Annotated in this window: 23 protein-coding genes; 8 read left to right on the forward strand and 15 right to left on the reverse strand. The window is 33.9% G+C overall.

Annotated features, from left to right (window positions below):
• The first annotated feature begins 248 nt into the window (after positions 1–248).
• From ACP7AQ_RS07800 to ACP7AQ_RS07825, 6 genes are all read left to right on the forward strand, one after another.
• The gene (locus tag ACP7AQ_RS07800) at positions 249–770 is read left to right on the forward strand and encodes an NADPH-dependent FMN reductase (RefSeq protein ID WP_426095042.1); all 522 of its coding nucleotides are present in this window, start codon (positions 249–251) and stop codon (positions 768–770) included.
• Between the two features lie 162 nt (positions 771–932).
• Positions 933–2,795: a DNA topoisomerase IV subunit B gene (locus ACP7AQ_RS07805; protein ID WP_426095043.1), complete on the forward strand. Its 1,863-nt coding sequence runs from the start codon at positions 933–935 to the stop codon at positions 2,793–2,795.
• Positions 2,796–2,806: 11 nt separating this feature from the next.
• On the forward strand, positions 2,807–2,992 hold the full coding sequence (locus ACP7AQ_RS07810; RefSeq protein WP_426092065.1) for a hypothetical protein: 186 nt from the start codon (positions 2,807–2,809) through the stop codon (positions 2,990–2,992).
• A gap of 49 nt (positions 2,993–3,041) precedes the next feature.
• Complete coding sequence (locus ACP7AQ_RS07815; RefSeq protein WP_426095044.1) at positions 3,042–3,719, forward strand: DUF1016 N-terminal domain-containing protein; 678 nt, start codon at positions 3,042–3,044, stop codon at positions 3,717–3,719.
• A 3-nt stretch (positions 3,720–3,722) separates the two neighbouring features.
• The gene (locus tag ACP7AQ_RS07820; protein WP_426095045.1) at positions 3,723–4,169 is read left to right on the forward strand and encodes a PDDEXK nuclease domain-containing protein; all 447 of its coding nucleotides are present in this window, start codon (positions 3,723–3,725) and stop codon (positions 4,167–4,169) included.
• A complete protein-coding gene (locus tag ACP7AQ_RS07825) occupies positions 4,169–6,862 on the forward strand; it encodes a DNA gyrase/topoisomerase IV subunit A (RefSeq protein WP_426095046.1) in 2,694 nt (897 codons plus the stop codon). The genes ACP7AQ_RS07820 and ACP7AQ_RS07825 overlap by 1 nt, the downstream gene beginning before the upstream one ends.
• 46 nt (positions 6,863–6,908) lie before the next feature.
• On the opposite strand, the gene ACP7AQ_RS07830 is transcribed toward ACP7AQ_RS07825, so the two are convergent.
• The 7 genes from ACP7AQ_RS07830 to ACP7AQ_RS07860 all read right to left on the reverse strand — a co-directional run bounded on the left by ACP7AQ_RS07830 (position 6,909) and on the right by ACP7AQ_RS07860 (position 11,559).
• Positions 6,909–7,679: a TerC family protein gene (locus ACP7AQ_RS07830; protein WP_426064830.1), complete on the reverse strand. Its 771-nt coding sequence runs from the start codon at positions 7,677–7,679 to the stop codon at positions 6,909–6,911.
• 26 nt (positions 7,680–7,705) lie between these two features.
• On the reverse strand, positions 7,706–8,080 hold the full coding sequence (locus ACP7AQ_RS07835) for a DNA topoisomerase IV (protein WP_426095047.1): 375 nt from the start codon (positions 8,078–8,080) through the stop codon (positions 7,706–7,708).
• Positions 8,081–8,248: 168 nt separating this feature from the next.
• A complete protein-coding gene (locus tag ACP7AQ_RS07840; protein WP_426095048.1) occupies positions 8,249–8,821 on the reverse strand; it encodes a pentapeptide repeat-containing protein in 573 nt (190 codons plus the stop codon).
• Positions 8,821–9,042, reverse strand: coding sequence for a DUF6095 family protein (locus tag ACP7AQ_RS07845; RefSeq protein WP_426092060.1), 222 nt, complete (start codon positions 9,040–9,042; stop codon positions 8,821–8,823). The genes ACP7AQ_RS07840 and ACP7AQ_RS07845 overlap by 1 nt, the downstream gene beginning before the upstream one ends.
• Positions 9,043–9,101: 59 nt before the next feature.
• A complete protein-coding gene (murQ, locus tag ACP7AQ_RS07850) occupies positions 9,102–9,917 on the reverse strand; it encodes an N-acetylmuramic acid 6-phosphate etherase (protein ID WP_426095049.1) in 816 nt (271 codons plus the stop codon).
• 208 nt (positions 9,918–10,125) lie between these two features.
• Positions 10,126–10,794: a ZIP family metal transporter gene (locus ACP7AQ_RS07855; RefSeq protein ID WP_426092058.1), complete on the reverse strand. Its 669-nt coding sequence runs from the start codon at positions 10,792–10,794 to the stop codon at positions 10,126–10,128.
• A complete protein-coding gene (locus ACP7AQ_RS07860) occupies positions 10,795–11,559 on the reverse strand; it encodes a class I SAM-dependent methyltransferase (RefSeq protein WP_426092057.1) in 765 nt (254 codons plus the stop codon).
• A gap of 95 nt (positions 11,560–11,654) precedes the next feature.
• Between ACP7AQ_RS07860 and ACP7AQ_RS07865 the strand changes: the two genes are divergently transcribed.
• Positions 11,655–12,860 carry a THUMP domain-containing class I SAM-dependent RNA methyltransferase gene (locus tag ACP7AQ_RS07865; protein ID WP_426095050.1) on the forward strand — a complete coding sequence of 402 codons (1,206 nt, stop codon included), beginning with the start codon at positions 11,655–11,657 and terminating at the stop codon, positions 12,858–12,860.
• Between the two features lie 45 nt (positions 12,861–12,905).
• On the forward strand, positions 12,906–13,142 hold the full coding sequence (locus ACP7AQ_RS07870; protein ID WP_426095051.1) for a hypothetical protein: 237 nt from the start codon (positions 12,906–12,908) through the stop codon (positions 13,140–13,142).
• Between the two features lie 88 nt (positions 13,143–13,230).
• Here ACP7AQ_RS07870 and ACP7AQ_RS07875 read toward each other — a convergent pair whose 3' ends face one another.
• From ACP7AQ_RS07875 to ACP7AQ_RS07910, 8 genes are all read right to left on the reverse strand, one after another.
• Positions 13,231–14,052, reverse strand: coding sequence for a DUF6048 family protein (locus tag ACP7AQ_RS07875; RefSeq protein WP_426095052.1), 822 nt, complete (start codon positions 14,050–14,052; stop codon positions 13,231–13,233).
• Positions 14,024–14,545, reverse strand: a complete 522-nt coding sequence (locus tag ACP7AQ_RS07880; protein ID WP_426095053.1) for a DUF6452 family protein — start codon at positions 14,543–14,545, stop codon at positions 14,024–14,026. Before ACP7AQ_RS07880 ends, ACP7AQ_RS07875 begins: the two co-directional genes overlap by 29 nt.
• 67 nt (positions 14,546–14,612) lie before the next feature.
• The gene (rlmD, locus tag ACP7AQ_RS07885; RefSeq protein WP_426095054.1) at positions 14,613–16,028 is read right to left on the reverse strand and encodes a 23S rRNA (uracil(1939)-C(5))-methyltransferase RlmD; all 1,416 of its coding nucleotides are present in this window, start codon (positions 16,026–16,028) and stop codon (positions 14,613–14,615) included.
• A 206-nt stretch (positions 16,029–16,234) separates the two neighbouring features.
• Positions 16,235–17,542, reverse strand: coding sequence for a CPBP family intramembrane glutamic endopeptidase (locus tag ACP7AQ_RS07890; RefSeq protein ID WP_426095055.1), 1,308 nt, complete (start codon positions 17,540–17,542; stop codon positions 16,235–16,237).
• 651 nt (positions 17,543–18,193) lie between these two features.
• Entirely contained in the window at positions 18,194–19,030 is an 837-nt protein-coding gene (locus ACP7AQ_RS07895) for an ABC transporter permease (protein WP_426064848.1), read from the reverse strand.
• Between the two features lie 49 nt (positions 19,031–19,079).
• A complete protein-coding gene (locus tag ACP7AQ_RS07900) occupies positions 19,080–19,976 on the reverse strand; it encodes an ABC transporter ATP-binding protein (RefSeq protein WP_426092137.1) in 897 nt (298 codons plus the stop codon).
• Positions 19,977–20,042: 66 nt separating this feature from the next.
• Positions 20,043–20,444 carry a response regulator gene (locus ACP7AQ_RS07905; RefSeq protein ID WP_426064850.1) on the reverse strand — a complete coding sequence of 134 codons (402 nt, stop codon included), beginning with the start codon at positions 20,442–20,444 and terminating at the stop codon, positions 20,043–20,045.
• Positions 20,434–22,263 (reverse strand): PAS domain S-box protein, encoded by a 1,830-nt coding sequence (locus ACP7AQ_RS07910; protein ID WP_426095056.1) that lies wholly within the window; start codon positions 22,261–22,263, stop codon positions 20,434–20,436. Before ACP7AQ_RS07910 ends, ACP7AQ_RS07905 begins: the two co-directional genes overlap by 11 nt.
• Between the last annotated feature and the right edge of the window lie 432 nt (positions 22,264–22,695).

The following is a 22,695-nucleotide window of genomic DNA, read 5'->3' on the forward strand; positions in this document are numbered from 1 at the left end:
CAGCTTTCCACTTCAAGATTTTCCCATCAATCTCTTTTTTCTAAGACAAAAAAGAAGCTTCCTTTGGTCGCTCTTTTTTATCAAGAAAAAATAAGATTGTTCTGCAAAATGCTTTCCGTTTCACTCTGGGGTAAAATTAATCTGGGAAAAATGACGTTTGGTTTTTTATTTTCATAATCTGTGAATCAGTAGGTAATTTTTTTGTGGCAGAGCCGATTTTTAGTACTTTTAAAAAAAAACTAATTCTTATGAAAATAATCGCTTTTGGCGCAAGCCCCAGCAAAAACTCTATCAATAAAAAATTAGCGACTTACGCAGCAAATCTTTTCGCAAATGCAGAAGTTGAGGTTTTGGATTTAAACGATTTCCAAATGCCAATATACACCGTTGATATCGAAGAAGAAATTGGTCAGCACGAATTAGCCAAAGCTTTTCTGGCTAAAATTGCCCCCGCCGATGTTTTAGTGGTTTCAATGGCAGAAAATAACGGAAATTATTCTGCTGCTTTCAAGAATATCTTTGACTGGTGTACCAGAATAAATGCTAAAGTTTTTCAGGAAAAACCAATGTTATTGATGGCAACTTCGCCCGGAGCTAAAGGTGGAGCAAGCGTTTTAGGAATTGCAAAAAATGCCTTTCCATTTTACGGTGGAAATATAAAAGCAACGTTTTCATTGCCTAGTTTTGAGGCTAATTTTGATGTCGAAAATGGTAAAATTTCCAATGCAGAGTTGGATAATCAATTGAAAGAAATTATTAATAATTTTTAAATTTTAATAGAAGTACTAATAGTAATTTGAAATCTGCAATCTAAAATCGTTACTCCTAAATCACGAATCGTTTGTCAATATCATTCTTGATAACTTTGGTGCTTTGGTATTTCAAAATGTATCGAATTACACTACATTAGCACAAAATCCACAAATTTTACAATGTCCGAACAAAATCAATATACCGAAGATAATATTCGGTCACTCGACTGGAAAGAACATATTCGCATGCGGCCCGGAATGTACATCGGGAAACTGGGTGATGGATCTTCGCCGGATGATGGTATTTATATTCTTTTAAAAGAAGTTCTTGATAACTGTATCGATGAATTTGTCATGGGCGCCGGTAAAACGATCGAGGTAACTATAAAAGATAAAACGGTTACGGTACGGGATTATGGACGTGGAATTCCACTGGGAAAAGTGATTGATGTAGTTTCTAAAATGAATACCGGAGGAAAATACGATTCTTTGGCATTTAAGAAATCGGTTGGTTTGAATGGAGTAGGGACAAAAGCCGTGAATGCATTGTCGAACTATTTCCGTGTAGAATCTGTTCGTGATGAAAAACAAAAAGCAGCCGAATTCTCTGCTGGAAATCTTGTTGTCGAAGAAGATATTATTGAGACAACGAAGCGAAAAGGAACCAAAGTAACTTTTATTCCGGATGAATCGATTTTCAAAAACTATAAATTTAGATTTGAGTATATTATCAAAATGCTCAAAAACTATTGTTACCTAAACAACGGTTTGACTATCATTTTTAACGGAGAAAAATATTTTTCTGAGAATGGTCTGAAAGATTTATTAGAAGAAACCATTCACGCCGAAGATTTGGAATATCCAATCATTCACTTGAAAGGGGATGATATCGAGATGGCTTTAACACACAGTAAAACGCAATACAGCGAAGAATACCACTCATTTGTAAACGGACAGAATACCACCCAAGGAGGAACGCACTTAGCGGCGTATCGGGAAGCCATAGTGAAAACTATTCGAGAATTTTACAATAAAAGTTTTGAAGCATCAGATGTTCGAAAATCGATTGTTACGGCGATAAGCATCAAAGTAATGGAACCCGTTTTTGAATCACAGACTAAAACCAAATTAGGTTCAACAGATATGGGTTCTGAACCGGGAATGCCTTCGGTGAGAACTTTTGTAAACGATTTTGTAAAAACGAAATTGGATAATTATTTACATAAGAATCCTCCAACTGCGGAAGCCTTATTGCGAAAAATTATTCAAGCCGAAAGAGAGCGTAAAGAACTATCCGGGATTCGGAAATTGGCAACAGATCGCGCTAAAAAAGCGAATTTACACAACAAGAAATTAAGAGATTGCCGCGCGCACCTTCCGGATACTAAAAACCCTAAAAATTTGGAAAGCACGCTTTTCATTACTGAGGGAGATTCGGCTTCCGGATCTATCACCAAATCACGTGACGTAAATACACAGGCCGTTTTTAGTTTACGTGGTAAGCCGTTGAATTCATATGGAATGAGCAAGAAAATTGTTTATGAAAATGAAGAATTCAATTTGCTTCAGGCCGCTCTCGATATTGAAGATGGATTAGAAAAATTGCGTTACAACAACATAGTAATTGCGACCGATGCCGATGTAGATGGAATGCACATTCGCTTGCTCCTGATTACTTTTTTTCTGCAGTTTTTTCCCGAGTTGATTAAGGAAGGTCATTTGTATATCTTGCAAACTCCACTTTTTAGAGTTCGAAACAAGAAAGAAACCATTTATTGCTACTCTGAAGAAGAACGTAGAAATGCTATCGAAAAATTAAAACCTAAACCAGAAATCACCCGATTTAAGGGATTGGGAGAGATTTCTCCAGATGAGTTCAAAAATTTCATAGGAGAAACCATTCGTTTAGATCCTATTATGATGGATAAAAATACTTCTATTGAACAATTACTGTCTTTCTACATGGGTAAAAATACACCAGACAGGCAAGAATTTATCATTAAGAATTTGAAAGTAGAATTAGATGTAATTGAGAAAGTTTAAATCGTTAAAAAATGCCTACAAAAAAAACACTGAATTTTATCGCTATATTACTTGTGATTAGTTTGTCAACTGTTTTTTTTATTAAAATTAGTAATGATCACAAAGAATGTGATCAAGTCGTAAATAAAGAGTTGGATAAAAATGGAATTGAGGCTGTAAAAGAAGATCATGTTTGTAATGAAAAATATTCTTTTTAGCATTTTTAGAACAAAATTAAATTAATTAGTATTCAATAGAATATATTTAATGAAAGACGAAGAAAATACAGTTTCAGATAATCCACAAAATAAAATTTTATTTTCTCAAGTAGTCGCGCTATTGCAAAATGCCCGTCAACAGGTTTTGCGTACCGTAAATTCAACAATGGTATATACCTATTTTGAAATAGGAAGAATGATTGTTGAAGAAGAACAAAGCGGAAAAGAACGAGCTCAATACGGAAAGCAACTACTAAAAGGACTTTCGGAACAGTTGACAATTGAGTTTGGAAAAGGGTTTTCTGCTGATAATTTAGAAAATATGAGGAAGTTTTATTTAGCTTACTCAATTTCCGAGTCAATGACTCGGATTTTACAAATTCAAATATTCCAGTCACTGACCGGGGAATTTAAATCTCAAAAAGCGCAGACAGTGAACGCGGATTTAAATAAATTTGATTACGAAACATTATCTTCGTTTTTTAAATTGACTTGGACACATTATGTTTTCTTAATGCGAATTGACGATGAAAAAGAAAGACGTTTTTACGAAATTGAATCTGAGAAATACAATTGGAGTGTTCGAGAATTAAAACGACAATATGATTCAGCTCTTTATACACGACTGGCTTTAAGTCGAGATGCAGCGGGAGTTTTGAAACTTTCGGAACAAGGTCAGATTATAGAAAAACCAAAAGACCTTATTAAAGATCCTTATATTTTATAATTTTTGGGTTTACCAGAGTTACATCAGTATTCTGAATCGGAATTAGAGGAAGAAATTATCAATAAACTAGAACATTTTTTATTAGAATTAGGTCATGGTTTTACTTTTGTCGCAAGACAGAACAGAATTACTTTTGACGATAAACATTTTCGAATCGATTTGGTTTTTTACAACAGAATTCTTAGATGTTTTGTGCTGATTGACTTAAAAATAGGCGAATTAAAACACCAAGATTTAGGACAGATGCAAATGTATGTCAATTATTACGACAGAGAAATGCGTTTGGAAGACGAAAATAAAACGATAGGAATTGTTCTTTGCCAAAACAAAAGTGATTTAGTTGTAGAATATACTTTACCAGAAAATAACGAGCAAATTTTTGCCAGTAAATACAAAACAATTCTGCCAAGCAGAGAGGATTTAATACAATTAATTTCGGAATCGAGATAATGAAAGACGAAGACGACGACAACATATTACCAGAAGGACAAGAATATCAAAACACAGCTGGCGAAGGTGCATTTGAAGACATAATTTCTACAGGTGGACAACATTTTTACGATAATCAAGAAGACGGAAACGATACCATTACCAAAGTTACGGGAATGTACAAGGACTGGTTTCTGGATTACGCTTCGTATGTGATTCTGGAACGTGCAGTTCCGGCGATTGAGGACGGTTTTAAACCGGTTCAGCGCAGAATTATGCACTCTTTAAAGGAATTAGATGACGGCCGTTATAATAAAGTTGCCAATGTTGTTGGACACACCATGCAATATCATCCTCACGGAGATCAGAGTATTGGTGATGCGATGGTACAAATTGGACAAAAAGAATTATTGATAGACTGTCAGGGAAACTGGGGAAATATACTAACGGGAGATGGTGCTGCGGCTTCCCGTTACATTGAAGCGCGTTTGTCTAAATTTGCTCTGGAGGTTATTTATAGTCCAAAAATTACGGATTGGGGTGTTTCTTACGATGGTCGTCGTGCAGAACCCAACAATCTGCCTGTAAAATTTCCATTATTATTGGCTTCTGGAGCAGAGGGAATTGCGGTAGGTCTCTCCACGAAAGTGTTGCCTCATAATTTCAATGAGTTAATTGATTCGTCCATAAAAATATTAAAAGGAAAACCATTTACCTTATATCCGGATTTCTTGACACAAGGCATTGCTGATGTGTCCAATTACAATGATGGATTACGTGGCGGACGTGTACGTGTACGTGCCAAAATTGGGCAGCTGGATAAAAATACTTTAGTCATTACCCAAATTCCGTTCTCGACAAATACGACCACTTTGATTGACAGTATTTTGAAAGCAAATGAGAAAGGTAAAATCAAAATCAAGAAAATTGAGGACAATACCGCAGCTGAGGTTGAGATATTAATTCACCTTTTCCCGGGTGTTTCTCCAGATAAAACGATTGATGCATTGTTTGCTTTTACGGCGTGTGAAACTTCGGTAGCACCATTAGGTTGTGTGATTGAGGATAACAAACCGTTGTTTATTGGGGTTTCGGAAATGTTGAAAATTTCAACGAACAGAACAGTTCAATTACTGAAAAGCGAACTCGAAATTCAATTGAGTGAATTGGAAGAACAATGGCATTTTCTTTCGTTGGAACGTATTTTTATCGAAAATAAAATCTATCGTGACATTGAAGAGCAAACGACAAGAGAAGGAGTACTGAAAGCGGTTGATGATGGTTTGAAACCGCATACAAAACACTTAAAACGAGCTGTTAACGAAGAAGATATCTTGCGTTTATTGGATATCCGAATTATGCGTATTTCCAAATTTGACAGTAATAAAGCGCAGGATAAAATCGAATCGTTGGAAGGGGATATTGAACAAGTAAAACACAATTTAGAAAATCTGATTGATTTTGCGATTGCCTATTTCACTAGATTAAAAGAGAAGTACGGCAAAGGGCGGGAACGTCAAACGGAGCTCCGTATTTTTGATGATATCGAAGCGACCAAAGTAGTTTTACGAAACACTAAATTATACGTCAATAAAGAAGAAGGTTTTGTGGGTACTAGCTTGAAGAAAGACGAATACGTCACAGATTGTTCTGATATTGATGATGTAATTGTTTTTCTGCGTGACGGAAAAATGATGATTACCAAAGTAGATGCGAAGACCTTTGTAGGAAAAGATATTATACACATTGCTATTTTTGACAAAAGCGACAAGCGTACCATTTATAACATGATTTACCGTGATGGAAAATCTGGGCCTTCATATATAAAACGATTCAATGTTTCGGGAGTGACCCGAGACAAAGCGTATGATTTAACCAATGAAACGGCAGGTTCTCAAGTAGTGTATTTTTCTTGTAATCCAAATGGAGAAGCGGAAGTTATTACGATATTATTGCGTCAGGTAGGAAGTGTTAAAAAATTGAAATTCGATATTGATTTTGCCAGTTTAACGATAAAAGGGAGGGCTTCCAAAGGAAATTTGGTAACTAAATATCCAATTAAAAAAATAGAACTGAAGGAGAAAGGAATTTCTACTTTATTGCCAAGAAAAATCTGGTTTGATGACACTGTACAGCGTTTAAACGTAGATGCAAGAGGGGAGTTATTAGGAGAGTTCAGACCAAATGATAAAATTTTAATCATATCGCAATCCGGGAAAATAAAAGTAATTACACCGGAACTATCTACTCATTTTGATGAAGATATGGTAGTTTTGGAAAAATGGGTTCCGAAGAAACCAATTTCAGCTATTTATTATGATGGCGAAAAAGAGCGGTATTACATCAAACGTTTTTTGGTGGAAACCGAAAATAAAGAAGAAAGTTTTATCACGGAGCATCCTAATTCACAATTAGAGATTGTATCAACAGATTATCGTCCGGTAGCAGAATTAGTTTTTACAAAAATAAAAGGAGTTCAAAAAGAGACGATGACGGTAGACATAGAATCATTTATTTCCGTAAAAGGATTTAGAGCTTTAGGAAATCAATTGACAACCGATAAGCTAAAACAAGTAAACCTGCTTGAATCGTTACCATATGAAATCCCTGTTGAGATTATCCCTGAGGATTTAGAAGTAAAAGGAGAAACGGATGCTGATGATGCGGATATTCAATTAGACGATGACGGTCAGATTACTTTATCTTTAGAATAAAAGAAGCTCCCGCAAGGGAGCTTTTTTATTAAATAAAAAAATTTTATTATTTGTTTTTCTTCATTTTCATGTTTAGTACTTCAACTAATAATGAGAATGATATCGCAAAGTACAAGTACCCTTTTGGTACTGGTGAAACGTGACTTCCAAAGATTAAAGCATTCGATAAATGAGCACTTTCAGTAAGCAGCATCATTCCAATAAGAATCAAAAACGATAAACCAAGTATTTGAATTGAAGGATGCTTGTTGACAAAGTTTCCAACAGGAACAGCAAATTGCATCATGATTAATACAGAAATAACCACAGCGGTAATCATAATATACAAAGCACCTTCAACTCCGTTAGTCATACCTACCGCGGTAAGAATACTATCAAAAGAGAAAACTAAATCAATCATTATAATTTGAAAAAGTACATTTTGAAACGATTTTGTGGCCGATTTTCCTAACTCTTTTTCTTCATGCCCTTTTTCGTCTACTTTTTCTCTAATTTCATTCGTACTCTTATATATTAAGAATAATCCACCAGCAAGTAAAATAAGGCTTTGACCTGTGATTCCCGCTGAAAACCAACTGAAATCAATATGAAACCAAGGTTCTTTCATTTGAATTAATAAATTAATACCAAACAAAAGCGCGATTCTCATGAACATGGCAAGAAACATTCCGATTTTTGTGGCTCTTTTACGTTGTTCGACAGGTAATTTGCCAGTGGCAATTGATATGAAAATGATATTGTCGATTCCTAACACAATCTCCAGAAATGTTAATGTTAAAAGGGCAATCCACGCATCCGGATTTAAAAATACTTCCATGATTATTTAATTATAGTTTATACTATTTAGTCAGCAATCTTTGTAACCGTTCCTCTTTGTTTAGCATCAGAACCCACCAAACCAAATTCAAAGGTATAGGAATTTTTTGTGGTTGTCAAAATTTTCATGCCAATAGCCTTTTCTTCGGCCATATTTTTTGGATGCAATTTTAGCAAAACATATTCGCAATCGTTTACCCATCGTATCGAAGCGGTGTCAGTCTTTCCTTCAAAAGTTTCTATTTCAATACTGTCGTTTCTTTCAAAAACAGTTGTTTTCTTGATACCGTCAACTTCATATTCAAATTTGAATTTACCGGTTTTGAAATCTTTGCAATTGCGCTCCGCATCATAGCATGACAACAGTAGCAATAGTGGGAGGAGGAATGTTATTTTTTTCATTTTTAAATTATTTATTTTTTAGGACCTAATCCAGCTGTACGTTGCAACTCCCAAGTCTAAAATCTTTTTTTCTATTGACAAAAAAGGAGCTTCCTTTGGTCGCTCTTTTTAGTCAAGAAAAAATAGCTTTGAGCCTTGCGGGTTTTCACTTCCATCTGGGGTAATGCATTATTGTATTTTAATATCGTATTTGTCCAGAAGACCAATAATTCCTTGTGTCGAAAATTTTGCTTTTTTCATTGGATTGAATTCAGGATCAATTTTATAATCAGTTGCTTTCGAAAAATCGGCGCCGGCTAATTGTGTATTGTTAAAAACAGCACCATCTAAATTACTGTTGTCAAAAACAGCACTCGTAAGATTGGTTCCAACAAAACTGACCTCTCGCAACGAACAAGAATTAAATTTTGTTTTTGGCATTTTTTTATTGATAAACGAAGAATAATCCAAAACGCATTCCTGAAAACTTACATTAAACAAGAAGTCATCGCATTCCTCAAACTGAATTCCCAGCAATTTACAGTTGTTGAATTGTACACCTTTCAAGCTAGTTCCTGATAATTTGGTCATAGCCAAATTACAATCTATGAACTCGCAATCCATAAATGTGCTGTAAGAGAAATCGCTATTTGATAAATCACAGTTTTTAAAAATGCAATCCTCAAATTCTCTATTGTTTACTTTTTTATCGACGTAAACTATTTTTTCAAATGTTTTATGAACGTGAATTAAGTTTTCCATTAGTCGTTAAATAAGCTTTTCATAATTGTTTTTAAACCCAAAAACATCAAATACATCGCCCCCAGACAAGCAATTATTCCTATTGCTAAAATCGCATAATGCCATACATTTTGTTTGTTCATAAAGGCATTATATATTAAGGTCGGACCAATAAAGATCAACGGTAAAGCTCCTGATAAATATTTGATTCCTTTAGCTAATAGTTCTTTGTTGGTTGCCATTGTTTTATTTAAGGTTTAAAGTTTTTTGATGTACTCAAAAATGTTTGCCTGTAATCTGTTTATTGAGCTGTAAAATAATCGACTGCTTTTCGCACACTACCATGTTTTTTTAATAAGTCAGCGGCTTGTTCGTAGGCAACGGGAATTTCACTCATAATCATTTTTACGCCGCGATCCACGAGTTTGCTGTTACTGAGTTGCATATCGACCATTTTGTTGCCTTTCACTTTTCCCAGTTGAATCATGGTGGCGGTTGTTATCATATTGAGTACCATTTTTTGTGCCGTTCCTGCTTTCATTCGGGAGCTTCCGGTTACAAATTCGGGTCCTACAACCACTTCAATAGGGAATTTTGCCGTTTTCGAAAGTGGACTTTCGGCATTGCAAGAAATACTTCCTGTAGTAATATAATTTTCATTGCAAGCTTGTAATCCTCCAATGACATAAGGAGTTGTGCCTGAAGCGGCAATTCCAAGAACAATATCATTTTCATTTATATTGAAAGCTTTCAAGTCAATCCAGGCTTGTGTTGCGTTGTCTTCGGCATTTTCTACGGCTTTACGAATGGCGGCGTCACCACCGGCAATGATCCCAATTACTAAATCGAAAGGAACGCCAAATGTTGGCGGACATTCTGAAGCATCAAGAATTCCTAAACGCCCCGATGTTCCGGCGCCAATGTAAAATAATCGTCCACCCAGTTTCATTTTGGCAACTATTTCAGTGATTAAACGTTCTATTTCTGGCAAAGCTTTTTCTACGGCAAGCGGAACGGTTTTGTCTTCCTGATTGATATTAGATAACAATTCTTGAACCGACATTTTTTCTAAATGTTCGTATTTCGAGGATTGTTCGGTGGTTTTCGTGAATTCCATATTCATGTTTTTTTTGAAGGGAAAACTTGCGAGTTGTCCGTGCATTTATTTTTCTTCGGTGAGGGATAATAGCGGAAATCCTTTTTATCATGTAGCTTTAGCGAAATGAAAAAAGATTACCTCATTTTACTTTTATTTTAGTCGGAATTCGGTCAATTTCATTTACAGCGAATAGCCCGACTCTTGCGGTTACGCCCAAATTATAAAATTATATAAAATACGCCAACGCAATTCCTATTACAATCATCGAAACCTTTGCGATATTGAACTTGTGTCCTTCGCTGCTTTCGAAAATAATGGTGGATGAAATATGAAATAAAATTCCTATTACTATGGCTGTGATTTCAGTGTAATAAACGTTTAATATTGGCAGATAATCAGATAAAATGGTTCCCAGCGGCGTCATCACTGCAAAGGTGATCATGAAGAAAAAAATGGCTTTTTTATTCAAACTGGCATTGGTAAAAAAGGTAGTCAGAATGATGGCAATAGGCAAGTGATGAATGGCAATTCCTATCGCTAAATCATGATGATGGCTTACGGGAAATCCTTCCAGAAACGCATGTATACAAAGACTAATAAATAATAACCAAGGGATTTGCGTCATTGTTTCCTGTCCGTGAACGTGACCGTGTTCCGCTCCTTTTGAGAAAAATTCCAATATAATCTGGAACAATATTCCCAGCATGATAAAGAGTCCGATGTTTGGGTTCGCACTTTCATAAATTTCAGGTAATAAGTGCATTACCGTCAATGAAAGTAAGAAAGAACCACTGAAAGCCAACAGCAATTTTAGGTTGATTTTGTTCTTTGGTCGGATACTCAAGGCGACAATATATCCGATGATTACGGAAAGTAATGGTAAAAGGTAATTCATTTACTTAAAAATCATGATTAGGCGTTCACTATCTGTTTTATGGAATTTTTTTAATTTATAATCACCAAAAATATCCAATAGATAAATTCCGGCTTCTTCCATTAATTCCTCAAAATCTTTTAATGTTAAAGCTTTTACTTTTTCAGTAAAATGAAATTTTTGGCCTTTATCTTCAAAGTCAATTTCTTTGTAAATATGACCTTCTTTTAAATAACGTTTGATATGAAAATCGATGCCTTCAACCGTTTTTGTCTCTTCCGGAATAAGCGTTTCGATGACCTGAGCAACATTCATAAAGTCAATCACGGCAAAACCATATTCCGTCAGGCTTTCTTTGATGGCCTTTAATGTAGTGAGATTGTCTTCGTCATTTTCGAAATAACCAAAGCTGGTAAATAAATTGAAAATGGCATCGAATTTTTCTTCAAAAGGTTCACGCATGTCGTGTACTTTGAAATGAAGGGTCTCATTCGTATTTTTAGTGGCTTCGGCAATGCTGTTTTCAGATAGGTCAGCTCCAAGTACCGTAAAACCTAATTGGTTCAAATAAATAGAATGGCGGCCTTTACCACATGCTAAATCCAATACTTTTGCGTTTTCAGGAAGATTTAAGTAATGGGTAATATTATCCATAAAAACCTGAGCTTCTCCATAGTTTCTATCTTTGTAAAGGATGTGATAATATGGAGTGTCAAACCAGGAAGTGTACCAGTTTCCAGTTGATTTTAGTTGATTTTCAGTCGGTGGATTTTGTGTTGCAGACATTTATTCTTTTTCAATTAATTCGATTAATGCAAATTTAGTGTATTTTTGCCGAATATAACGATAACAATTTCCCCTTTAGGGGACAGAGGGGGCAAATGGAAAATAATTATAAAATGGTTGCCAAAACCTTTTTTGGTTTTGAAGAAATATTAGCAAAAGAACTGCAAAACCTTGGCGCGCAAAGCGTAGAGCAAGGTGTGAGAATGGTGAGTTTTAAAGGAGATAAAGGGTTTATGTACAAAGCAAATTTGTCTTTGCGTACCGCTTTGAAAATCCTGAAACCTATTTATTTTTTCAAGGCAAATAACGAACAGGCTTTATACAAAGGTATTTCTGGGGTGAATTGGTCTAAATTACTGACTGCCAATCAGACTTTTGTGATTGATACCACAGTACATTCGGAATATTTTAATCACTCGGAATTTGTTTCCCAAAAATGTAAAGACGCGATTGTCGATCAGTTCAGAGAAAGAACCGGACAACGTCCAAGTATTGATAAAGTACATCCTGATTTAAGAATCAACATCCATATCGATAAAGACCAGGTTTCAGTTGCATTGGACACTTCAGGAAATGCATTGAACCAACGTGGGTACAGAACCGCAACGAATATTGCTCCTATAAACGAGGTTTTGGCAGCAGGAATTCTATTGCTTTCCGGTTGGGACGGTCAAACAGATTTCTTGGATCCAATGTGTGGTTCGGGAACGTTCTTAGCTGAAGCCGCCATGATTGCCTGCAACATTCCTGCAAACATCAACCGTAAAGAATTTGCTTTTGAAAAATGGAACGATTGGGACAATGATTTGTTTGATAGTATTTCCGACAGTTTATTAAAACGCGTTCGTGAGTTTCATTACACCATAAAAGGCTACGATAAAGCACCAAGTGCGGTTCAAAAGGCCAAAGACAACATCAAAAACGCCAATCTTGACGAGTATATTTCTATTGAAGAAAAGAACTTTTTTGACACTGAAAAAACTTCGGAAGGAAAACTGCAGATCGTTTTCAATCCGCCGTATGATGAGCGTCTGGATATTCACATGGAAGAATTCTACAAAAATATCGGTGATACCTTAAAGAAAAATTACCCTGGAACGAATGCCTGGATGATTACAGCGAACTTGGAAGCACTGAAATATGTAGGTCTGAAACCTTCGAGAAAAATTAAACTTTTTAATGCTGGTTTAGAAGCACGTTTGGTAAAATACGAAATGTATGAAGGAAGTAAAAGAACGAAGTTTCAGGCTGTTCAGGATTCAGATTCTACGAATCAGACTTTAGAAGATAGTCAGGAGTAATCAACTAAAAATTTATAATTCATAACTCACAATTTATAATTTATCATGACCAAATTACAAATACGAGCATTTATATATCAACTTGGATGTTTTGCGATATTATTTATTTCTGCTAGGTATTTAGTGGAACATTATACTAATTTAACTGGATTCGGGATTCCGTTAACCGCCTTTGTAATAGGAACACTTTTATCGCCAAAATTTCATGCGATAAAAACCAAAGATGGAGAGAAATTATACATGAAATGGATTTTCATGAAAGGAATTAAGGAAATAGGGTAGATTAGAAATCCTAAGATGTTGTGTTTTTTAAAATACTGACCGCTAATCTGCTAATTTTCACCAAAAATAAAAATTAGCGAATTGGCGGTTATTTTTTCTCTACTTTTTTTGGAGCAACTTTCTTCTTGTAAATAGGAACAAAATAAGTTACTGTATAATTGAATCCTACTCCAAAACTACCATCGTAGGTTCTGTTGAATCCTGGAATATATAAGTTGGAGAAATTTTCAGGTTCTTTATTGGTTACCAATCGGTTCAATCGAAGGCTAAAACCCACAAACACATTATTAAATACTTTGGCTTTTACTCCTGCTACGACTTCAATCCAACTAGCGGACAATCCATCAAACTTTTTACCAGAAGGAATTACAGGGACTTCTCCAAAATATGGATTCGCATTGTAAATTCTGTAACTGTTCAATTGCTGATTAAATGTGCTAAAACCGTAACGCATACCTATAGAAATGATATTTTCCATATCCAGCCAATTTTCGTAAGCATTATAATCAAAACCCGCTTTTATGTATGAACCTTTAGTAGTGAAATTGACGCGATCATCATCCGTAGTTTTATTTTCATTCCCTAATTCTGCAGCCAAAAAATATTTTTTAGTCAATCGATAATCTCCCACTAATTCAATTCCTTTATAATTTTTGTCATAAAGAGCGCGTGTCAATTTATATAAATCAACACCCACACGTACGCCATAACGATCGGTCTTTACAGGAATTGAATCGTTCTTTTTCAAAGCTGGTTTAATTTCTACTAATGGTATAGGTGCTTCAGGAATAATCTGGTCTGTTTTGGTGGTTTTTGGATCGCTTTTGATAGGAGTAGTCTCTTGCCCCTGCACCAAAGTCAACGACAATAGGAGACAAATACTAAAAAAAGATCTTAATGTGTGTTTCATTTTCATTTTCGATATTACTTTTTTCAACCGATATAAATTTTATCCATTTTTGATTTGCTGCTGTTGCATCGGTATGCGTATATGGATTTGTTGGATCTAATGTGAAAATTGTTTTGTAACCACACGCTCTGGAAACAAAAAGTTCCTGTGTGGTATAATTAAATTTTATAATGTCTTCATCAACCAATGCACGATTAGGATTTCCTGAATTTAATGTGAAACTATAGGTTGTGCTTGTTCCAACAGTTTTTAACGGAATTGAAATGGTATTTCCGCTGGTTGTTTGGCTGCCGTTAAAAAGAATTCCATCGGTCATTCCTTCACCAACAACTTTCAGATTAGATACGTTTTTTAAAACTGAAGGATTCAAAAAATCATAAAAACCAATCACCAATCGTGGCGTTGTGGGAGTATTTGCATCGCAAATGTCGTCTTTCTCACAACTGGAGAAAGTGAAAACAAAAAACAATAACAATAAAAATATCTTTTTCATACAATAATATTCAGTGTTTAGTGTTGTGGATTACACTTTCTGGAATCTTAAAACTTCAAACGGACTACTATTTTCTTCTTTCCAAAAGTACAACATTTTCTACGTGATGCGTTTGCGGAAACATATCCACAGGACGTACACGAGTCACTTTGTATTTTTCGTCCATTAAAGCCAAATCACGCGCTTGTGTAGCCGAATTACAACTTACATAAACCACCTTTTCAGGAGCAATTTTCATTATTTGTTCAATTACATCTTTGTGCATTCCATCTCTTGGCGGATCGGTAATAATCACATCAGGATGACCGTGTTGTGCGATGAAATCATCGTTGAAAACCACTTTCATATCCCCCACAAAAAACTCACAATTTGTGATTTCATTGCGTTCTGCATTCAGTTTAGCATCTTTTATCGCTTCAGGAACACTTTCTACACCAATTACTTTTTTTGCTTTTTTAGAAACAAACTGTGCAATAGTTCCAGTTCCTGTGTATAAATCATAAACAATTTCATTTCCGGTAAGACCGGCGAAATCACGCGTTATTTTGTACAATTCGTAGGCTTGATCAGAGTTAGTTTGATAAAAAGATTTTGCATTAATGCTAAATTTCAACCCTTCCATTTCTTCCAAAATGTAATCCCTTCCTTTGTATAATTTAATATCAGTATCGTATAAAGTATCGTTCGCTTTATTGTTCACTACGTATTGCAGCGAAGTAATTTGAGGGAATTTCTCGTAAAGATGATCTAGAATTAATTCTCTATTAGCTTTGTCGTTTTCAAAAAACTGAATCAAAACCATGATTTCACCTGTCGAAGATGTACGCAACATCAAAGTTCTCAATAAACCTTCATGAGCTCTTGGATTAAAGAAAGTCAGTCCATTTGCATTAGCAAAATCTCTCACTTCGTTTCTAATTGCATTCGATGGATCTTCCTGCAAATGACATTTATTAATATCGAGAATTTTGTCCCACATTTTCGGAATATGGAAACCAAGTGCATTCCTGTTTCCTAGATCTTCGGTGCTGTCAATTTCTTTTTCAGTCAACCAACGGCTGTTCGAAAAAGAAAACTCCATTTTGTTTCTGTAAAAAAACTGTTTTTCTGAACCAAGAATCGGTTCAAATTCAGGAAGTTCTATTTTCCCAATGCGTTGCAAATGATTTTTCACCTCATTTTGCTTGTAATACAACTGTTGACTGTATTTCATATTCTGCCATTTACAACCACCGCAAACACCAAAATGCTCGCAAATAGGTTCTATACGATGCTCGGAAAATTCATGAAAATGAACAGCTTTACCTTCGTAATAGGCTTTGCGCTTCTTGAAAGTTTGCACATCAACCACATCACCCGGAACTACATTCGGGATAAAAACTACTTTTCCATCGGGAGCCTTTGCTACCGAAACGCCTTTTGCACCAGCATCAAGGACTTTTATTTGATGAAAGACAACTTTGTCTGTATTTTTCTTTGCCATAGCGCAAAAATAAGTGTTTGAATGGTTTTAAAAATTCAAATTGGGAAATATTTTTACTTTTAGGTGTTTTTATTTGAGTCCATTAACGCTTTATGCTGTAAGCACGAAGTTTTTGGAGTGATTATTTAATGCAAAGCGTTGCAGAGCTTTGGTAACTCTTGTTTTTTCGCTGCAATTGGAGAAGGAGTTGTACTTAAGAATTGAATTTATTCTGGCTTTTGAAACTCAATCATGATGTGCTCTAAATTTACTTTTTGTTTGACTAAGGAAAGTCCATATTTTTCTTTTAATTGTTTTTTTATACTTTCAAAATCATTCGTTTTAAGTGTAATGTTATAATTGTCTTTGTTGCCTGTTTTATCCAAAATCATTTTATTGATTTTTGGCATCAGAGCATTGATAAGCGCATTAATTTTGGATTTTTTGATGATGATTTCCTCTGAACTTACAGTAATCATGTTTCCACAAGCGTTTTTGTTTGATTTATTTTTCAATAATAACGCTGGATTTACAACTTCTAGATTCCAGACTTCAGTTGCTTTGGTACTTTTTTTGATTTTAAAATCATAGCTTTTAGCCAATTGATTCAAAGCAATACTTTTGGTTCGAGAACTGTCTTTCGATTTGTTTTTGAAGTTTAAGTTCAGCGTATTGTCTAACATTTCTTTATCATTGGTTTTCAGCAATATTTCATTTGTATTCAATAAATATGTTACGGTAGTTTTCAGACTTACATTTTTATAAATAATGCTGTCAGAATGGTTTTTTTGGGTACTTGGAATAGATATATCATTGGTTTCTTCGATTTTTATCGAATATAAACTGGTTTCGGCGTTTAGTTTTTCCGTATCGTTAAACATGAAAAATAAAGGGATGCCGATAAAGAAAGCATTGTGAAGTGAATGCATCAGTAGTCCTGAAACAAATCCATTGCGAACTCTTACATAGCCGATAATGAGACCTAAAATTATTTGTGGTGCCACCAATATTGGTGATAAAAGTAAAATCGTATACGAAAATTCAAAATTACTGATGTGGATCAACCCGAAAAGCACAGCAGAAAAATAGAATATGAACTTGTATCTTTTTTTCCAAAGAGAAATCAAAAACGTTTCTGCCTTTTGTTCATTCCGAACGCCCGTGAGGGAAACGAATGAAATTAAAAAATGCAGCGCATAATTATTTTTATAACGCAGATATAGCCTGAAAATTAATTCTTCAATTAAAGGACCAATTACAACGGTTAACACTAATAACAATACAACTGGATACGACTTTATCATGTCCAGAATTTTGTGGTTATCTGGGTCAACAAGTCCCAATGTTTCCAAACCACTTATCAGAAGTATCAAAACTGCCATCAGAGGAATTTCAATAATAAATAAAGAAATTAGTGTCTTAAATTTTTTAACGACTGATAATTCGGGACCCGCTTCGTCTATAGGATTTTTTAGAAAAGAGATTAAATCAATAAAGGTTTCTTTTAAGTTGTCCAGCATAATATTGTTGCTCATATTTAATTTTAGTATTTTAGTTTTTCGTAAAGAATATTTTAATCATTGCGCAATTGGTTTGCATTTTTGAGTAGGTTGTACGCTTTATGCATTTATAATCTTTCGTAACAAACTACGTGGAGTTGATAAAGAAAAAAACAATTGTTTTGTGATGGACTAAATCTTACTGATGAATCAGTTGTAAATACATTTTTGTGGCTTTAGATCCAGTTTCGACATTAAATTTACAGGTTTTCAAATCCATACTATCCATATTAAAATGATCTTCAAACGCAAAAAAATAAGAAGCTACATGAGTTAGAATTTCTTTTTATAAAAAATATTTTTTTCTTTCTTTTATAAAATTGACACCTTTCCAATGATAGGGAATTCAGACTGCTTTAAGTATATAAAAGAGCTTCTTCTTTAAAAGGAAAATTATTGACATCTTAGAATAAAAATAACTTTTTTGCCTGCCGGAATATTCATCTCTAATAACTACAGCGCAAGAAATGGCTCCATAGTAACATTTTACCAAAATATTTTCAACTAATTGAGTTGCTCTTTACGAGTTGGTTACTGTAATAGATTGTGCGGGTGCATTAATTGAAATTCAAAAAATGAAAAGACAAAACAGTATTGTTCTCGCACCGCTCGTAGAGATATAAAATACTACAAATCTCTATTTTTTAATAATCGGTAGGAAAGGAAAATGAAAATTACGGTCCAGCACAAAACAATACCAACGGAGGAATAATGTACACCATAATCTTTTATGTTGTCTAAACCAATTTGTGTTCCCAAGTTTTTTACCACTGACAATCGAGAAAACGGTTCAACTATTAAATTGGACATGGATTCTAAAGGAAAAAACTGCATAATTGAAGCCGCAGTTTTGCTATTTGGGAATATTTTGAAAGTCAAAATTCCTTTGATAATTCCTTCAATAATATTCCAAACTAAAAGAAATCCCAACGCAAATGCGGAACGTTTCACTAGTATTCCTAAAAATAAACAGAAGGAGAAAAAACCAACTAATTTAAGGAAATAAGCCAACAGGTATTCTAAATTTGAAAAAACAATGCTGAATTCAGTATAAGAAGAAAAACTTAACCCTAAAAGAAGTGACATTATGAAGATAAAAAGCGTAGAAACTGTTGCAAATAAAATGACGGTTAGAAATTTAGACTGAATAAATTCTCTTTTACTCATTCCGTCAATTAAATTTTGTTTCAAAGTTCCATAACTATATTCGTTTGCCATCATGGACACGATTACGATAGCCAAAAATAATTTTAATATCGCTGCGATATAAGTGTTAAAATGCCAAATAAAAGGGAAGTTAAATATTCCCATCTCTGCCAAATGAAACTTAAAAATACCCAAGTCAAATTTTATTGAGGCTATTAATGCAATGAAGGTTAAGAGAATAAAATATGTTAAAGTCAAAATCCGACTTGCTTTATTTTTCCAGATTTTTTGAAGTTCTATAGAAAGGAGTCTTTTCATTTTTAGATTGATATTTATGATTTTAAGGTTGTGAGAAAACAAGACGGAGTTATTTATTTTTCGTCAATTCTAAAAATTGTTCTTCCAGACTGTTTTTTCGTTTAACCAAATGATTTAAAAGTATGTTTTTTTCAAAAAGAAATCGATTCAATTCTTTAGCCTCTAAATTATCTTTCAAATACACTAAAACTTTTCCATCCTCGTTCGCAACATTTTTAACTGCCGGATGCATTTTAACAACTTCAATTAAATTCGTATTGTCATCAGCCTGTAATTCAAAGAATCCCTCATTTGCTGACATACCATCAACTAATCCCGTGTATAAAATCTCTCCCTTTCTTAAAACTAAAACATGCGTACACACTTTTTCTACCTCGTCCAATAAATGAGACGCAAGTAGTATAGTCGTTCCTTTCGCGGCAATTTGTTTGATAATGTCTCTAATTTGATGAATTCCTTGGGGATCTAAACCATTTGTGGGCTCATCAAGAATCAAAATTTCAGGATCGTTCAGCAATGCAGAAGCTATGGCTAATCGCTGTTTCATTCCTAAAGAAAACGTGCTGAATTTGCTGTGTTGTCGATCTGTTAATCCCACTAACTCTAACTTTTCGGTGACTTTAGTGTAGCTAATTCCTTTAATTTTACAGACCAATTCTAAGTTTTCCTTCGCCGTCATGTACGGATAGAAATTGGGTCTTTCGATAATTGCGCCCACTTTTTTTAGTGCTTCATGGGTTTTCATTGCACCACCAAACCAGCTGTATTCTCCGGAAGTTTTATTGACAACATTTAGTACGATCCCTAAAGTAGTTGATTTTCCGCTACCATTAGGACCTAGAATTCCGTATACATTGCCTTTGTGGATATTGAAAGAAACATTTTTTAGCGCTTGAAGAGCACCATATCGTTTGTTGAGATTTTTGATAGAAAGTATCGTTTCCAATGAGTTCATCTTTTACTTTTTTATATTGGACGATCAAGGAAGCGTTTTGTTACTAATTAATCAGATTTAGTTTAAATCACCGATTAATTTGCATAAAACATCTAATTTTTGGGTAGTTATAGGTTTCATAATATATTCTCTAACCACTCTGTATTTCGCGGCCATTTCAATATCAACTGGGTCAATGGAGGAAGTCATTATGAAAATATGAATATCTTTCTTTAATGGTAATGAAATAAATTCATCTAAAAACTGCCATCCATCCATGACCGGCATATTTAGATCCAGTAAAATTGCATCCGGCAGAATTGCGTTATTTTCTGCATTTTGTTTTAATTTAGTAATAGCATCTTGAGCGTTGTAGAACGATTCTATTTCTTCACAAAAATCATTTTTAGAAATGAGGATACTCATTAGTTTTACGGTTAATTTGTCGTCATCTATGATGTATGTTAATTTATTTTTCATTTAAATAAATTTTAAAATTAGAACCTTGACCCACTGCACTCTCAACTTCAATTCTGCCGTCCATAGCTTCCAGTTGGTTTTTAGTAATAAATAATCCAATTCCTTTCGCATCTTCGTTACCGTGGAAAGTTTTGTACATTCCAAAGAGTTTATGGCCGTTTTTTTCTAAATTTAATCCTAACCCATTGTCTTTAAAATGTATAACAATACAATCCTCAATAATTTCGAATCCTATTGAAAGGGTTGCAGTTCGCTCAGGTGACTTGTATTTTATGGCATTTGTAAACAAATTTATTAAAATACTGTCTAAATAAGCGGGAATGGCAGTAACAACTAAATCTTCGGGAATAGTATCAGTAATGATTATTTTGCTCTCTTTTATGGCCAAGCTTAATGCCATTTTTGTTTTTTCGATTTCGTGTTTTAAGCGAATCCCTTTTTTTTCAATATTTGTATTTTGCTGAATGCATATAATCTCATTCAAATATTCTATTGATTCAGACAGTTTATCAGTTCCTTCTTTGAATAAATCAAAATAAGAAAGTTTATCCTCAATGTTGTCAGTATTTTCTATAACATCGACAATCATAGAGAGGTTACTAGTGTGTGACCGAATATTATGGGAAACAATATGTGTAAAGTTAAATAATTTATTGTTTTGACAACTAGTGATTTCTAACAATCTTTTGAGTTCTAATTCTTTTTCAATTCTTAAAGTCACATTGCGGCCTACTCCTACAAAGTTTATGAAATTATTATCACTGTCGAATACTGTGGTAATATTCAACTCAAACCAATATTTTTCTTTATTTTTATTATAATTGAGTATCGTGGTTTTTATGCTTTCTTTATTCTTGATTGCTTTTTGCATTAACAAGGTTGTCTTCAAGTCAGTTTCAGGCCCTATGGATAAATAACCAGGTTTTTGGCCTATTACTTCTTCCATATTCAGACCTGTAAGTTCTAAATAAGCCTGATTTGCCCATACTGCATCTCCGTTTAAATTTGCAATTACTATGGTATCTGTAGTTTCGGAGGCAGCGAGTGAAAGTAAATTTAACTTATTTTCGACGTTTTTTCTTTCGCTTATATCTCTAATGAAACAAACTAGATAGGTGATGTTATCTACCTGAAATTTTTTACCCGAAGCTATTTCTACAGGTATTGATTTTCCGCCTTTTGTTTTTATATACGTTTCGTCTACGGTATATTCATTCCTGTATAAATTATAATTTAAAATAAAACGGACTTGTTTTCTAAATTCTTCCGGGAAAAGTTCAGAATTGTGTAAACCCTTTAATTCAAAAAGATCATATCCGGTAAGGTCGGATGATCTTGGATTACAATCTGTTATAACTCCATTTGAAGTGTCAATGATAAAAATGGCGTCGTTGGCGCTAGAAAAAATAGACGAAAATTTTTCTACATTTAACCGCAGTTCATTAATTAAATTTTGCTCATTTGTAATATCCTGAAAAGTGCCTAATAAATTTACAGGTTTTCCATCAATGATTTCTACTTGGCAAATACATTCGATGAATCTGATATTATTTTTAGCTGTGGTAATTTGAAATTTATCTTCAAAAGAAATTCCTTGGTGCATAGCACTTTCCATACGACTTTTAATTCTATCTCTATTTTCACCTTCCGTGTAAAAATTTATTCCGCTACCGTTTACAGGTTCAAAATCATCAGAAACTTCAAGAATACATTTTGTAACTGCATCCCAAAAAATATGATTAGTCAGTAAATTCATTTTCCAAATACCAATCTTAGCTGATTGTGCAGCCTTGAAATAGAGGTCAAGTTTATCTGTCATTTGTAGATTTTAAATATTTAAAAATAGCGAGGCTTTCAAATATAAAGTTTATATCAAGGAATTTATTTTTTTAACAAAAATATAGATATTTTCCCTATATTTTTATAATTATTTATGAGAACTTTCTTAAAATTAACTGTTTGTGTGTTTTTATTGATTTTATTGTTGTTAAACAAAGATTAAAAAGATTAAATCGTATCCATTAATTAAATATTAACAAACGCGATGGGAAGGATTTTCCGTTTTGCAATAGTAAGTTTTCTATTTCATTTAACATTTTTAGAGAAAAGTAAATTTACTGAGTTTATTACTTTACTAGATTCAACTAACTAATGCAACTTTTAGGGTGTATGTAAAGACATTTTTTCAAAAGAAAGGACTTTTAAAAAGCCCTCTCTCTCGAATGGAATAAATGTTCTTTATTTGCTCCTG

This window comes from Flavobacterium sp. DSR2-3-3 (assembly GCF_049896585.1).
Classification (GTDB): domain Bacteria; phylum Bacteroidota; class Bacteroidia; order Flavobacteriales; family Flavobacteriaceae; genus Flavobacterium.